We start from the raw sequence: 16132 nt of genomic DNA, 5'->3' as shown, positions 1-16132 counted from the left end.
TGCTACGGTGGATGCCGACGGAACTGTGAAAGCAGTGAAATACGGACAGGCTACGATCATCGCAACGACTGTGGACGGTGGTTTCACAGCCGTGTGCCAGGTGAATGTAGACTTTGCGACAGCTATCGAAAAGATCCTTTCCGAAAGTCTGGTTTACAGCCGCAACGGACAGATCATTATCGAACCGGCTGCTCCGGTAGAAATATCGATCATTAACCTCGGTGGACAAGTTATCTATAACAACTCCATCAGCAGCACGGTACAGGTACCTGCCAACAGTGGCATCTACATTGTCCGTATGGCTGCTGCCGGTAAAGCAACGACAACGAAAGTTATCGTCAGGTAAAGAAACCCTATATCAAGCTATGCGTTTCTCATAAAAGGGGAACATTTGATTCAAAGTGAAGAAAGGGAAGGACCGTGAGGTTCTTCCCTTTTATTTCTTTGTCTGGGGAATTGATAATTATTATCTTTGCAGAAAAGTGAACGACTATGGAAACAAAATTAACATTAAGACTCAATGAGTCAATAATAGAGAATGCAAAAGAATATGCGCGGGCGCAGAATGTAGAGTTGACTCCATTAGTGAAAGAACTGAGTGGAGTTATAAAGGTTTCTACTGATTTTGATTATAAAAAGGATTATTCAGATTATCTTGAAAATAAATATCAATGAAAGGTATCTTATTCCGAAAAATGTATATATTTGCGGCAGTCCATGCACTTAATGTAAGGTGTTGGTTTTAAACTATTGTAATATGCTCGTTAAATCTTATAGACGGCTGTTTAATTGCCTGATTGCTTAACAGGCAGTTCTTCTCTTCTCCCTTTTACCACTTCCCGGTAGAAGATCAATTTTATTTTATGTACTTATAAACACAATGTCGTTGGCTGTTGCCAGCGAAAAGCCTTATATAAATATGACAACAATCACAGCTCAGCGTGCACCGCATAGTGCCTCGAATTTTGCCCCTGCAGTAGAGGCAAATGCTTATGGAATGAACGACCGGATCAAACGTCTTCGTCAGGAAACGTTCGATGCCGAGCCTTCCCTGTCTATTGAACGCGCTTTGATAGAAACCCGTTTCTACCAGGAAAACTACGGAAAGTATCCGATCCCGATTCTCCGGGCCATGAACTTTTATGAGATATGTAAGCAAAAGACAATCTATATCGGTAAAGACGAACTGATCGTAGGGGAACGCGGACCGAAACCTAAATGTGTACCGACTTTCCCCGAACTGACCTGCCACAGCGTAGAGGATTTGCATGTCCTGAACACCCGCGAACTGCAACGCTATACGATCAGCCAGGAAGATATCGATACCTATGAACGCGAGGTGATCCCTTACTGGAAAGGGCGTACGCAACGGGAACGTATCTTCAGCCATGTCCCGCAGGAATGGAAAGATGCGTATGAAGTCGGTATGTTCACCGAATTTATGGAACAACGCGCTCCGGGGCATACGGCTCTGGATGGCAAGGTCTATCAATATGGCTTGTTGGACTTGAAAGAGCGTATCCAAAAGGAACTCGACAGCCTCGACTTTATGAATGATCCCGAAGCAACCGACAAACAGGAAGAGTTGACCGCTATGTCTATCTCCTGTGATGCCGCTATCCTGTTAGCCGAACGGCATGCAGACCTGGCCGACGAAATGTCGCTGACGGAGGCAGACCCGAAACGGGCCGCCGAACTACGCCGTATCGCCGAAGTTTGCCGGTGGGTGCCGGCTCATGCTCCGCGTAATTATTGGGAAGCGATCCAGATGTACTGGTTTGTCCACCTGGGAACGATTACCGAGCTGAATGGTTGGGATGCCATGAACCCGGGTCATTTCGACCAGCATCTGGCCCCTTTCTATGAAAAGGATATTGCCGACGGCACGTTGACGCGTGACGGAGCGAAAGAGTTGATGTCCTGTTTCTTTATTAAGGTAAACAACCATACGGCTCCTCCCAAAGTAGGCATTACGGCTAAGGAAAGCGGTACTTATAACGACTTTACGAACCTGAATATCGGCGGCGTGAAATCCGATGGCAGTGACGGCGTGAGCGAAGTCTCCTACATCATGCTCGAGACGATAGAAGAGTTGCATATCCTGCAACCCGGCAGTGCGATCCATATCAGTGCCCGTACGCCCGAACGTTTCCTGCGTGCCGGATGTAAGGTGATCCGCCAGGGGCATGGTTATCCTTCCGTGTTCAATCCGGATGTGTATATCCAGGAATTGATGCGCCAGGGGAAATCCCTGCAGGACGCACGTGAAGGCGGTTGCAGCGGCTGCATCGAAGTCGGGGCGTTCGGTAAGGAGGCTTACGTGTTGACGGGGTATCTGAACGTACCGAAGATTTTAGAGGTGACATTGCACAATGGCGTCGATCCGGTTTCCGGCCGTAAGGTCGGGTTGGAGACAGGCGATCCGCGCAGCTTTGCCGGTTATGACGAGTTGTACGCCGCTTTTATGAAACAGGTCCGTTACTTCGTGGATATGAAAGTCCGCGTCAGCAACTACATAGACCGTATGTTTGCCAAATATGCGCCTGCCACTTTCCTGTCCCTCTTTATCGATGACTGTATCGCGAAAGGACGTGATTACTATAACTGTGGTCCGCGCTATAACACGACCTATATCCAGTGTACCGGCCTCGGCACGATTACCGACAGCCTGTCTACGTTGAAGAAACATATATTCGAAGATAAACGTTGGTCGATGGACGAGTTGTTGAAAGCGATGGCAAACAATTTCGAAGGAGCTGAAGCGATGCGGCAGATGATCCTGAACCGTACGCCATTCTTCGGCAATGACGATGAATATGCCGACAGCATCGCGGTTAAGATGTTCGATGACCTGTATGATACGATCGAGGGCAAGCCGAATACGAAAGGCGAATGTTTCCACCTGAATATGTTGTCAACGACCTGCCACGTGTATTTTGGCAAGGTGATGGGAGCTACCCCGAACGGACGTTTGGCCGGACGGGCTATCTCGGACGGTACTTCTCCGTCGCATGGTGCCGACACGCACGGGCCGTCGGCTGTGATCAAATCGCTCGGCAAGTTGGATCAGGTGAAGAGTGGCGGAACGTTGCTCAACCAGCGTTTCCTTCCGAGCCTGTTGAAGCGGGAAGAAGACATTTCCAAGCTGTCCTCCCTGATCCGCAGTTATTTTGCTTTGGGCGGGCATCATATCCAGTTTAATATTGTCGATACGGAGACGCTTTATGCTGCTCAGAAATGTCCGGAAGATTACCGTGACCTGCTGGTCCGCGTAGCCGGTTACAGCGATTATTTCAACGATATGAATGCCGATCTGCAGGCGGATGTGATTATGCGGACGGAACAGGAAGCGTTTTAATTGACAATGGACAATTGACAATTGATAATTAAAGATGCTGGTTTTTGATATAAAGAGATATGCGATCAATGACGGGCCGGGCATCCGGATTACGATCTTTATGAAAGGATGCCCCCTGTCGTGTGTGTGGTGCCATAATCCGGAAGGGCTTTCCAGCCGGAAGGAGAAGCTCTATACGAAGAAGAAATGTATTGGTTGCCAGACCTGCGTAAAAGCTTGTCCGGAGCAGGCGCTGACGTTGACACCGGATGGAATTGTGACGGATCGCACGCGTTGCACGCTCTGCGGAACCTGTGCCGAAGTCTGTCCGGCTTTGGCAATGGAGATATCCGGCACGGAGTATTCAACCGATGCGTTGATGAAGGAGATAGAGAAAGAAACGGTCTTTATGGACCGTTCGGAGGGGGGCGTCACGTTTTGCGGCGGAGAACCGCTGTTGCATCCGGAGCCACTCCTCGAACTGTTGCGCCGTTGTGGCGAACAGGGCATCCACAGGGCTGTCGATACGACGTTGTTTGCCCGGCCCGAGGTCGTACGGGAGGTGATGGACAACTGCGAGCTGTTCTTGGTCGACCTGAAACAGATGGATTCAGCCAAGCACAAGCATTTCTGCGGCGTACCGAACGAGCCGATACTCGCCAATCTCCGGATGATAGCCGAAGCGGGACATGATTTTTACCTGCGTATCCCATTGATAGAAGGAGTGAATGCGGACGAAGAGAATATAACCCGCAGCGCCGAGTTTTTAGCGTCCCTTCCCTGGAAACACCGGACGGTGAACCTGCTGCTATATCATGATATAGGGAAAGGAAAACATGAGAAGTTAGGAACAATCTATAATCCCGGGCATTGTGCTTTCGCTACGCCATCGGACGAGACTGTTGAACGTTGCCGTGGGATATTTGCCGGTTACGGGATCGAGACAGTGATAGGAGGGTAGTAAAACGCCTATGTTTCGCATTCGAAACATAGGCGTTTTTATTATTCATACTTCTCTACGCCTTTTGCATAGTCTTTCTTCTTCTTGACTATGTCCAAGTATTTGTGCGTGGCACAGAAGCGGGCGTGTTCGACAAATATATCCTGGATTGCCGGATTCTGTCCGAGGCCTTCCATAAAGACACTTACTTCATAGCCCTCTTTTTCCAAGTCGTTTTTCCAGTCTCCGGCGATATCGTTTTTAGCATGTTCGCCGGCTACAAACATGAACGGCATCAGCTGTATTTTTTTGCTACCGGATTTTTTGATCTGCGCTAACGCATCGTCGAACGAAGGATAGCCTTCGATTGTTCCGACAACGTAGTTGTTGAATCCTTTCGCTTTCAGCATATAGTCCATCATGGCATATTGTGCCGTGGTGGGTGTATATGTTCCGTGACCGACCAGCAAGACAGCTCCGTCTTTCATCCCGTTCGGCGTGATTGCGGCTATCGTCGCTTCATAATCTTCGGGCGTGAAGAGGAGAGGCGTTCCGATACGGATTTCCTTGAAGTCCTTTTCCTGTGCAGCAACATCTTTACGCAATGATTCCATTTCGACACCTTCGATGATGTTGGAAGACTGGATCAGGATATGCGTATATCCGTCCGCTTTCAGTTGTGCAAGCGCTTCTTCAGGATTCTGTTTCTGTATGCCGCGTGCTTTCAGGCGGAACACGACGATACGGGAAGTCCATGCTTCGCGCACTTCCACGCCGGGGAATGCTTCCGTCATCTTTTTATTGACGGCATCGATTGTTAGGACACGGGTATCATCGTGTGTCGTTCCGAAATGGACAACCAGGACGGCAGCCTTGTCACCCGGTTTCAAAGAGGCGAACATATCCGATTCTATGAAATTGCCTTCTGCTTGCATCGGTTGCAGAGAGAAACAGAGCAAGCAGAAAAGCAGGTATAATAATTTGTCTTTATTCATAAACACTAAAATATGGTTTATTGATAATCTTCACCTGTCTGCCATTCGTCAGCGTCGTTGTAGATATCTTTCAAATGGTTCACCCATATTTTACGGATGGATGGATAATCGCCCAAGCCGTTGATTGTACATTTGTCTACGCTTCCGTTGTGGCTTTCGACTGTTGAGATCTTGAAGCCCATCTTCAGCAGTTTCAGTCTCCAGCAAGCATCGGCACCCGGGGTTGCTGCGCTGAAATCGTCACCGTCTTCAATACCCCATAGGTCGTTGTGGGCATGGTCGCCGGCGATAGACATGAACGGTGCCAGTGAGATCGTGATGTCAGACGGTTGCAGGTTGTTGTCTTCGCAATACTTGGTCAGTTTGGAATATACGCTTTCAGCGTTAGGAGTTGGTAAAGGCTGTTCATCTTTGTCCAATGGCCAGAACAGCATATCACCGTAATCGACAGTTCCTACGAATACGTTTTTATTGGTGGCCAATGCCTGCATAGCTTCTTCAACTTCTGTGTATTTGCTGTTTGCATTATAGTTCTTGTCCGGGTTACCGTGTCCCATCAACAGGACGATCTGCTTTTTGTCGGCCAGATTGTCTTTATAATGGTCATACAAAACTTCGGAAACAGCCTGCACATCGTCTTCGTTATAGACCAGACACGGGCTTTTTGCAACCTGGATATGCGGGAATTGTTTAATCATGAATTCCTTTTTTACATCCGTATTCATCAAACTCAGGAATTCTTCACCTGGGATGATGTGAAGAGACTGTACAGCTACTTTTTTGTAGTTAGCACTACCCAGCGCCTGCAACCACAGATCGGGCGGGAAACGGTCGATACCTGTTTCTGCATATACACGATTTACGCAGGTACGTGAAGTGAAAGACAGATAAACGTCTGCATCCGGAAATGCATCTTCGTAATCGGCCAGGATGTTGTCGTACGTCTTGATAGATTCTTTGAAAGTACTGCCGAAGGTACAGAGCAGGATAGCAGTGTCGTGCTTCTTGGCCTTTGCAACAACTTCGATTGCAGGGTTGGAACTGGAGGCATCGTTGCCTTTGTCGTCATCGTCATCACAAGCGGTGAATCCGAAAGTGGAGGCCATCAATAAGGCGGCCAGCCATACATGTTTAAACTTCTTCATTTTTACTGATTTTAAAAGTGATTATTTTTGTTTGTTTTGAAACTTAACGTTCAACGAGAGATAGATCGTCCGTCCCGGGCTTGTTGTTCCCCGGTTCTTGCCGAACGGGGTACGGTCGATATAATTGAATATATTGTCGATACCGGCATTGGCCCCCAGATTCCACTTCTTTGTTTTCAACAGTGTGCTTCTGACGTTCAGGCGCCAGATCTGGTTGGCTTTACCGTTGCCGTCGGTGATGTAATAGCGGGTGGACTGGTATCGTCCGAACAGGCTGACGCCTATTTCTTTGTGTGTCCAGGCTACCTTCCAATTTGCATTGTGGAGGGAGGTTGCGTTGATCGGGAGGTATTTCATGTAATCGGGATCATCCGGCTTATCCGTGTACTGCGCTTTCGCATCAGTATAGCTGTAACCTCCTCCGATTGCCAGCGACGGGATGATCTGGTAATTGAAGGTGAAGTCGGCTCCGAAAGAGCGAGCTTTAGACAGGTTGTTGTATTTCATGGTTTCTTCTACTTCCAAAAACTTATCTTCTGCCGAAGTCGGGACGACAGTCAGGGCTATCATATTATGTATTCTGTTGTAATAACCCGTCACGGTTGCCTGAAAGTTCCCTTTGCGATATTCCACGCTTGCCGAACCATAGTTCGAACTTTGGGCTTTCAGGTTCTCATTCCCGTAATAAGCCTTTAACGGGCCCATAATAACTGTAATGTAGTTCTGGTAAAGCTCTTTCAGCGTAGGCGCCTTGAATCCGTATGAATAAGTAGCACGGAGGTTGAAGTCGCCGATGCTGTATTTGGCTGATACTTTTGGAGTGAACTTCTGTCCGAATTCCTTATGATGCACAAGGCGGAAACCGGCTGTCAGGTTCAGACGGTCGGTTATCGTCCATTCTTCCTGTGCATATCCGGCCAGCGTATAGACAGATGCTTTTCCGCCTTCTACACGGTAAGGTGATTTCAGGTAATCCTGTTGGTGCTCGACACCGACGCTCAAAACATGGTCATCACCCAGATAGAAGACGCTCTTAACATGATTCAGCCATCTTTGTTGCATCGTTTGCATAACCCGGTCGCCGGGATAATAGACAATGCGTCCTCCCTCCGGATTAATGATGTCTGTAATTTCCCGTCCGGTATAGTCGTAATAATAGTTGTATTGTCCGAATGATGCATCGGCCGTCAGATAACTTCGTTTGTCTCTGAACAGATATTTCATCCCGACTGCATAATCCTGGTTCCGGTAGAAATAATTGTATAAATAATATTTCCAGGGACCGACGGGGCGGAAGATCCATTTCTGGTAGTAGCTGGCATCGGCAGAGAAACTTAGCCTGTCGTTCACTTTATAGGTGAAGTTCTGGGAAATCGTGAAGTTTGTGGAACGGCTGACCGTTTTGCTGACACTCCCTTCCATCAATTCATGGTGGTACCATTCCTGGGTGCTGTTCTGCCATCCTCCGGAATGTTTCATGTTGGCGGATGTTGTCGAGTTCAGTTTACCGTTGCTGAATCCGATCATTTCGCTTTGCAACAGGTCGTCATGACTGCCGACACGGGTGGTGTTGGAGACGCTCACCTTGTCGCGGTTCTTTTTGGTGATGATATTGATAACACCGGCTATGGCATCGCTACCATAAAGGGAAGAGGCGGCGCCTTTCACGATCTCGATGCGTTCGATGGTTGCCGGATTGATGATGCTCAGGTCGTTCTGCCCGCCGATGTCGCCGTTCATCCGCTTTCCGTTCACCATAATCAGGATATAGTCGTTCTTCAATCCGTTCAGCTGGATATTACTCCCCATGTCTCCGGGGCTGAATGTGATGGACGGGGAGAGGGCGCTCAATATTTCGTCGAGGCTGCGTCCGTTGTATTGTTCGAGCGCTTTACCTGTGATCACTTCCGTTTGTACGGGAGCGTCTTTCAGATAGTGCTCCGTCCCGGTACCGGTCACTACAACTTCGTCCAGCTGTACTTCTTTCATCTTGCTTGTATCCTGCGGCAAGGAGTATTGTGCGGCTGCGATTTGCACGCCGGACAGCGGAATTCTTTTAAGACTGACTTGCGCACATGATACGCTTATTGAACAACCCACAAAGAGGGCTGCCAGCCAACATTTCTTTTTCATTAAAAAGAGATTGTTTTTATATGTTCCAATAGCTTTCCTGACCCCGGGAGAGTTATTATTGATATTGCCTGGCAGGTTTCCTGACTTAGCCTTTCCGAAAGCGGCCTTCCCGTCCTTTTGGCGGACAGTGGCATGGAGAATGCTTTCTTTTTTGTTGGCTTTACAGTAGCGGGCACTGTTCCGGATTCTAACCGGATTCCCTTTTATATGACTCCTGAACAGGAGTTATATCACCTAAGCGGGGACAAAGATATATAAATATTCCGTTTAACACAACAACTCTTTATCCTGCTGTGTTTCATTATCAATTTTATTAACGCCCAAAAATTGATATATATGGAATGGTTTGCCAATTTGCTCCGGCATTATCCGGAGCTTGCTATCTTTCTCACCTTGGCCTTCGGCTTCTGGATCGGTAAGTTTAAGATTAAAAAGTTTACGTTGGGAACGGTCACCAGTGTGTTGCTGGTCGGTGTCCTGATCGGACAATTACATATTGAGATAGGTGCTCCGTTGAAATCGGTTTTCTTCCTGTTGTTCCTGTTTGCCGTCGGCTATAGTGTCGGCCCGCAATTCTTCCGGGGATTGAGGAAGGAGGGATTGCCGCAGGTTCTGTTTGCGGTCGTTATGTGTCTGTTCTGTCTGATCGCTCCTTTTGTTCTGGCTAAGATTATGGGCTATTCGGCTGGCGAGGCAGCCGGTCTGTTAGCGGGTTCGCAAACGATCTCCGCCGTGTTAGGGGTGGCGGAAGATACGATTAACCAATTAGGCATACCGGATGCCGACAAAACGAGTATGATCAACGTGATGCCGGTAGCCTATGCCGTCTCTTACATTTTCGGAACGGCAGGTTCCGCCTGGATTATGAGCGATGTGGCTCCCCGTCTGTTAGGTGGGATCGAATCGGTCAAGAAAGCCTGTCGCGAACTGGAAGCGAAGATGGGTACTGACGACGAGAGCGAGCAACCCGGTTTTATGCCTGCCGCCCGTCCGATCACATTCCGGGCTTACAAGATCAGTAACGATTGGTTCGGCGCCGGTAAGACAGTCAAGGAACTGGAAGATTACCTGGAAGAGCAGGGCAGGCGCCTTTTTGTAGAGCGGGTGCGCATCGACCATGTGATCCGTGATGCAAAACCGGATCAAATGCTCCTGGAAGGCAATGAGATCGTGTTGAGCGGCCGTCGCGAGTTTGTGATTGGCGAGGAGAATTGGATTGGTGACGAAGTGAACGATATCGACCTGTTAGATTTTCCGGCGGAGACATTACCTGTGTTGGTCTCCCGCAAGAAATTCGCCGGCATGACAGTCGCCAAACTCCGCAAACAGCCTGTTATGCACGGCGTCAGTATCAAAAGCATCAAGAGGGCGGGCGTCAGCATCCCCGTGTTGCCTGCTACCCGGATCGATCCGGGCGATATGCTGGAACTGGTCGGTACGAAACTGGAGGTAAACGCTGCTGCCGATACGTTAGGCTATGCCGACCGTCCGACGAACCAGACGGATATGATCTTTGTCGGGCTCGGTATCTTCTTAGGAGGCGTGGTCGGTTCGTTGGCCATCCATTTCGGAGGAGTGCCCATCAGTTTGAGTACGAGTGGCGGTGCGCTGATAGCCGGACTGTTCTTCGGCTGGCTACGTTCGAAGCATCCGACCTTCGGGCGCATTCCGGAGCCATCGCTTTGGGTGTTGAATAATGTCGGACTGAATATGTTCATTGCGGTTGTCGGAATTACGGCAGGGCCCAGCTTTGTCACCGGGCTGAAGGAAGTTGGAATCAGCCTCTTCTTTATCGGGGCATTGGCTACGGCTATCCCGTTGCTTGTCGGTGTACTGTTGGGAAAGTATGTTTTCAAGTTCCACCCCGCCATCACGTTAGGCTGTACCTCCGGCGCCCGCACCACAACGGCTGCCTTAGGAGCCGTCGAAGATGCGGTCGAAAGCCAGACACCGGCATTAGGCTACACTGTGACGTATGCTGTCGGCAATACGCTTCTGATCATCTGGGGTGTTGTCATTGTCCTCCTGATGACCTGATTTATCTGTGTGTAGAGACGCACGGCCGTGCGTCTCTACCAAATACATAATATATTCATTAATTTATTCCTTATGCAACACAAAATCACTCGTGAATACGAAAAGAAGATGTCGGAGATCAGCCCGTTCGAGCTGAAGAATATCCTGATAGAACTTGCGGACGAGAGCGCCCGCAAAAGTACCCATATCATGCTGAACGCCGGACGCGGCAATCCAAACTGGATCAGCACCGTCCCCCGCGAAGCCTTCTTCCTGCTCGGGCAGTTCGGGTTGGAAGAATCTGCCCGAAGTACTGAGTTTAGCGAAGGGATGGTCGGCATTGCCGGCGTCCCCGATAAGAAACGCATCGCTTCCCGTTTCACCCAATTCCTGGTGAAACACGCCGGCTCTCCCGGTATGGCGCTGTTGAAAGATACATACGATTATCTGGTAAATGAAAAGGGGATTGATGAAAACGACTTGGTGTACGAATGGGCGGAGGGAGTCATTGGCGACCAGTATCCCGTTCCCGACCGCATCCTGAAATATACGGAAGTCCTTGTCGAAGACTACCTGAAACAGGAACTATGCAATAACCGCCCGCCGAAAGGCCGGTTCGATCTCTTTGCGACAGAAGGAGGGACGGCAGCCATGTGCTATATCTTCGATTCCCTCCAACAAAATTTCCTGCTGAACCGCGGAGATAAGATCGTTTTGTTTGCCCCGGTATTCACTCCCTACATAGAGATTCCGGAACAAGCCCGCTACCTGTTCGATGTAACCGAAATCCATGCCTGCAAAATGACTCACGAGGGCTATCACACCTGGCAATATCAGGAAAAAGACCTCGATGTCCTGAAAGATCCCGCCGTCAAGGCCGCCTTCCTTGTCAACCCGAGCAATCCGCCTTCGTACGGTCTGACGCCGGAGCTGATGCAACGTATTGTCGACATTGTCCGCCACGATAATCCCAATCTGATGATCATCACGGACGATGTTTATGCCACATACATCCCGGACTTTCGTTCCATCATGGCGGAACTGCCCGAAAACACCCTTTGCGTCTATTCCTTCTCTAAATATTTCGGAGCGACAGGTTGGCGTCTGGCCGTTATCGCCCTGCATGAGAACAATATTTACGACCGGATGATCAAGGAGTTGCCGGCAGAACGTCAGGAACAGTTGAAGAAGCGTTACAGCAGTCTCTTCCTGCATCCGGAGAAGATACGCTTCATCGACCGTATGGTTGCCGACAGCCGTCAGGTCGCATTGAATCATACCGCCGGACTCTCTTTGCCGCAACAAACACAGATGGCCCTGTTCGCTTCGTTCTCCTTGTTAGATCATGAGAACGCTTATAAGAAAAAGATGCAACAGGTCATACACGACCGCCTGCACACGCTTTGGGAGAACACCGGCTTCGTCTTGCTTGACGATCCGCTCCGGGCCGGCTATTACAGCGAGATCGATATGTTGGTCTGGGCGAAGAAGTTCTACGGAGACGGCTTTGTGGAGTATCTGCAAGAGAACTACGAGCCGGTCGACGTCGTATTCCGGCTTGCGCAGGAAACCTCTTTGGTACTGCTGAATGGCGGCGGGTTCGATGCGCCGGAATGGTCCATCCGTTGCTCGCTTGCCAATCTGAAGCGGGAAGATTATGTCCGTATCGGGCAGGGGATCGCCTCCATCCTGCACAGTTATGCGGCTAAATGGAAAGAGTCGTTGGAGAAATAAATAAAGTCATTGAACAAAACAGATTCCCGCCACGTTCTATTAATAGACGTCGCGGGAATCCCTGTTTATAGATATCCTTTATCAGGCCATAGAAATTATTGACTGAAAGGTATCTGTTTATATACTATTTTTACAACACTTACATGATTAACAATTAAAACGAATAGATATGGTGTACGACATTGACATGCTGAGAAGCTTTTATTCTAATTTCCCGAAACGGGTGGATGCCGCCCGTAAACACCTTGGCCGCCCGTTGACCCTGGCTGAAAAAATCCTATATGCACATCTGTATAATGAATCGGATATCCACGCATATCGTCGCGGTGAAGACTATGTGAACTTTCGGCCGGACCGTGTAGCGATGCAGGATGCCACCGCACAGATGGCGTTGCTCCAGTTTATGAATGCAGGAAAGGCAAAATCGGCCGTTCCCGCTACCGTTCACTGCGATCACCTGATCCAGGCGAATATGGGGGCCAAGACCGATATTGCCACCGCTACGCAAAGCAACAGCGAGGTCTATGACTTCCTGAAGTCTGTCTCCGACAAATACGGCATCGGCTTCTGGAAGCCGGGAGCCGGGATCATTCATCAGGTTGTGTTGGAGAATTATGCATTCCCCGGAGGCATGATGGTGGGAACCGACTCGCACACACCGAATGCAGGCGGCTTGGGAATGATCGCCATCGGAGTGGGAGGCGCTGACGCCGTGGATGTGATGACCGGCATGGAGTGGGAATTGAAGATGCCGAAACTGATCGGCGTCAAGCTCACCGGCAGTCTCAGCGGATGGGCCTCGCCGAAAGACGTGATTTTGAAATTAGCAGGGATTCTGACTGTGAAGGGCGGCACGAATGCCATCATCGAATACTTCGGCCCGGGAACGGCCTCCCTCTCTGCAACCGGAAAAGCGACAATCTGCAACATGGGCGCCGAGGTAGGAGCCACGACTTCCCTCTTCCCCTTCGACCTGAACATGGCCACTTATCTGCGTGCTACGGGACGCGACAGCGTAGCCGAATGGGCAACCGCCATCTCCGATGATCTGGAAGCCGATATGGACGTAAAGGCACAGCCGGACTCCTTCTACGACCGCGTGATCGTCATCAATCTCTCCGAGTTAGAGCCGCATATCAACGGCCCGTTCACGCCGGATGCCGCCACGCCGATATCCGAGTTTGCTGCAAAGGTAAAAGAAAACGGCTGGCCCCGCCGGATGGAAGTAGGGCTGATCGGTTCTTGTACGAACTCTTCCTATCAGGACCTTAGCCGCGCCGCCTCGATTGCCCGACAGGCTGCTGACGACAAGATTCCGGTGGCCGCCCCGCTTATTATCAATCCCGGTTCCGAGCAGATCCGCTATACCGCCGAGCGCGACGGGCTGATTGGAGATTTCGAGAAGATCGGCGCTACGGTCATGGCGAACGCCTGCGGTCCGTGCATCGGACAATGGAAACGGCATACCGACGATAACACCCGCAAAAATTCCATCGTTACCTCCTTTAACAGAAATTTCGCCAAACGTGCGGATGGCAATCCGAACACGCATGCTTTTGTCGCTTCCCCGGAACTGACACTGGCGCTGACCATCGCGGGAGACCTTTGTTTCAATCCGCTGACCGATACCTTAAAGACTGCCGACGGCCGCGAAGTCAAGCTGAAAGAACCGGAAGGAACGGACTTCCCGCCAAACGGCTTCGACGTGAAAGACAAAGGCTATATAGCTCCGACAGGCGGTAACATCGAAGTCGCAATCAATCCCGAATCAAACCGCCTGCAGGCCTTGAAGCCTTTTGCCGCCTGGGACGGAAAGGACCTGATCGATATGCCGCTCCTGCTGAAAGCCGAAGGCAAATGCACGACCGACCATATCTCGATGGCCGGCCCCTGGCTTCGCTTCCGCGGACATTTAGAAAACATTTCGGACAATATGTTGATGGGAGCCGTGAACGCTTTTACAGGAAAGACAAACAGCGTGCTGAACCAGCTGACCGGTGAATATGAAGCCGTCTCCGCCGTTGCGAAACTGTATAAATCGAAAGGCATCTCCTCTATCGTCGTAGCGGAAGAAAATTATGGGGAAGGCTCTTCCCGCGAACATGCCGCCATGGAACCCCGTTTCCTGAATGTGAAAGCAATCCTTGCCAAAAGTTTCGCCCGCATACATGAAACGAATCTGAAGAAACAGGGAATGCTCGCCCTCACATTTGCCGACAAGCATGATTATGACAGGGTACGCGAAGAAGACAAGCTCTCGATCATCGGCCTGAAAGACTTTGCTCCCGGCCGCCCATTGACCGCCATCCTCTACCATGCCGACGGCACGGAAGAATCCTTCGCCGTCAATCATACTTATAATGATTTGCAGATAAAATGGTTCAATGCAGGTTCGGCGTTGAATACAAATAAACAGTTAAGCATATGAACAGAATAACAAAAGAAAACGGTCGCCTGGTCGTTCCCGATAAAGTAACGATCCCCTTTATCGAGGGTGACGGCGTCGGCGCCGAGATCACCCCGATCTGCCAGCGTATTGTCAACGAAGCGATCGGCCGTGCCTATGGCGGGCAGCGGGCAATCGAATGGAAGGAAGTGTTGGCAGGTGAGAAAGCTTTCAAGCAAACCGGTAGCTGGCTGCCCGACGAAACGATGGACGCCTTCCGCCAGTACATGATCGGGATCAAGGGACCGCTCACGACACCCATCGGCGGTGGTATCCGTTCACTCAACGTCGCCCTCCGGCAAACGCTCGACCTGTACGTCTGCCTGCGTCCCGTGCGTTGGTTCCGTGGGGTAGAGACGCCTATCAAAGCGCCGGAAAAAGTCGATATGTATATCTTCCGCGAGAACACCGAAGACATCTATGCCGGTATCGAATGGCAGCAGGGGACGCCCGAGGCCCGCAAATTTCTCCGCTTCTTAACCGAAGAGATGGGCGTGACGAAGGTCCGTTTTCCCGAAACCTCCTCGTTCGGTGTGAAACCGGTTTCTGTGGAAGGAACGGAACGTCTGGTCCGCGCCGCCATCGAGTTTGCCATCACGAACCATCTGCCAAGTGTCACGTTAGTACACAAAGGCAATATCATGAAGTTTACTGAAGGCGGTTTCAAACTTTGGGGTTACGCATTGGCTGGACGTGAGTTTGCCGACAAAACATTTACCTGGCCCCAATATGAGAAAATCAAGGAGGAGCGGGGAGAAGACGCCGCCGCAGCCGCTCTTCTGGAGGCGGAAGCAGCCGGACGGGTTGTCATCAAGGATGTGATAGCCGACGCTTTCCTGCAGAACACCCTGCTGATTCCGGAAGAATATTCCGTCATCGCTACGTTGAACCTGAACGGCGACTATGTCTCCGACCAGCTTGCGGCAATGGTTGGCGGCATCGGCATCGCTCCGGGAGCCAATATCAATTACGACAGCGGTTACGCCATCTTCGAGGCAACCCACGGGACAGCACCTAACATTGCCGGCAAGAACGTCGTCAACCCCTGTTCACTTCTGCTCTCCTCCGTCATGATGCTGGAATATATGGGCTGGAACGAAGCCGGACGGTTGATCACCGCCGCACTCGAACACGCTTTTACCGAAGGACGGGCAACACACGACCTGGCACGTTTTATGCCGAACGGTCATTCACTCGGAACAAGAGAGTTCGGAGAATATGTGATGTCGATACTATAAAGCTGTCGGTAATTTCCGTAAAACACGTTTTACAGTGCAAAAGTACGTGCTTTCATACCGTAAAACACGTTTTACAGTGCAAAAGCATATGCTTTCATACCATAAAACACGTTTTACAGTGCAAAAGCATATGCTTTCATACCATAAA

The 16132-nt window shown here is 50.2% G+C and carries 11 protein-coding genes and 1 riboswitch; of the genes, 8 read left to right on the top strand and 3 right to left on the bottom strand.

Annotated features, from left to right (window positions below; genetic code table 11):
• The 4 genes from DWW90_RS17260 to DWW90_RS17245 form a co-directional block, all read left to right on the top strand.
• On the top strand, positions 1–346 hold a 346-nt coding region (locus DWW90_RS17260; protein ID WP_122345864.1), incomplete at its 5' end, for a T9SS type A sorting domain-containing protein.
• A 146-nt stretch (positions 347–492) separates the two neighbouring features.
• A complete protein-coding gene (locus tag DWW90_RS17255; protein ID WP_122345863.1) occupies positions 493–675 on the top strand; it encodes a DUF6364 family protein in 183 nt (60 codons plus the stop codon).
• A gap of 244 nt (positions 676–919) precedes the next feature.
• Positions 920–3358, top strand: coding sequence for a trans-4-hydroxy-L-proline dehydratase (gene hypD / locus DWW90_RS17250; protein ID WP_122345868.1), 2439 nt, complete (start codon positions 920–922; stop codon positions 3356–3358).
• 34 nt (positions 3359–3392) lie between these two features.
• The gene (locus DWW90_RS17245) at positions 3393–4298 is read left to right on the top strand and encodes a glycyl-radical enzyme activating protein (RefSeq protein WP_122345862.1); all 906 of its coding nucleotides are present in this window, start codon (positions 3393–3395) and stop codon (positions 4296–4298) included.
• A 41-nt stretch (positions 4299–4339) separates the two neighbouring features.
• Here DWW90_RS17245 and DWW90_RS17240 read toward each other — a convergent pair whose 3' ends face one another.
• The 3 genes from DWW90_RS17240 to DWW90_RS17230 form a co-directional block, all read right to left on the bottom strand.
• A complete protein-coding gene (locus DWW90_RS17240; protein WP_122345867.1) occupies positions 4340–5212 on the bottom strand; it encodes a sirohydrochlorin cobaltochelatase in 873 nt (290 codons plus the stop codon).
• A gap of 77 nt (positions 5213–5289) precedes the next feature.
• Positions 5290–6417 (bottom strand): sirohydrochlorin cobaltochelatase, encoded by a 1128-nt coding sequence (locus DWW90_RS17235; protein WP_122345861.1) that lies wholly within the window; start codon positions 6415–6417, stop codon positions 5290–5292.
• A 21-nt stretch (positions 6418–6438) separates the two neighbouring features.
• Complete coding sequence (locus DWW90_RS17230) at positions 6439–8550, bottom strand: TonB-dependent siderophore receptor (RefSeq protein ID WP_122345866.1); 2112 nt, start codon at positions 8548–8550, stop codon at positions 6439–6441.
• A 52-nt stretch (positions 8551–8602) separates the two neighbouring features.
• A riboswitch (cobalamin riboswitch) is annotated at positions 8603–8803 on the bottom strand.
• Positions 8804–8886: 83 nt separating this feature from the next.
• On the opposite strand from DWW90_RS17230, the gene aspT reads away from it, so the two are divergent.
• The 4 genes from aspT (at position 8887) to icd (ending at position 15984) form a co-directional block, all read left to right on the top strand.
• On the top strand, positions 8887–10587 hold the full coding sequence (gene aspT / locus DWW90_RS17225; RefSeq protein ID WP_122345860.1) for an aspartate-alanine antiporter: 1701 nt from the start codon (positions 8887–8889) through the stop codon (positions 10585–10587).
• 72 nt (positions 10588–10659) lie between these two features.
• Positions 10660–12300, top strand: coding sequence for a bifunctional aspartate transaminase/aspartate 4-decarboxylase (locus DWW90_RS17220; RefSeq protein WP_122345859.1), 1641 nt, complete (start codon positions 10660–10662; stop codon positions 12298–12300).
• Between the two features lie 169 nt (positions 12301–12469).
• Positions 12470–14728, top strand: coding sequence for an aconitate hydratase (locus DWW90_RS17215; protein WP_122345858.1), 2259 nt, complete (start codon positions 12470–12472; stop codon positions 14726–14728).
• On the top strand, positions 14725–15984 hold the full coding sequence (icd, locus tag DWW90_RS17210) for an NADP-dependent isocitrate dehydrogenase (protein WP_122345857.1): 1260 nt from the start codon (positions 14725–14727) through the stop codon (positions 15982–15984). The genes DWW90_RS17215 and icd overlap by 4 nt, the downstream gene beginning before the upstream one ends.
• Positions 15985–16132 lie beyond the last annotated feature (148 nt).

Origin of the sequence: Parabacteroides sp. AF17-28, assembly GCF_003479205.1 — a bacterium.
GTDB lineage: Bacteria > Bacteroidota > Bacteroidia > Bacteroidales > Tannerellaceae > Parabacteroides > Parabacteroides acidifaciens.
Note: the sequence above shows the minus strand (reverse complement) of the source record. Positions and strands in the feature narration are given on the sequence as shown.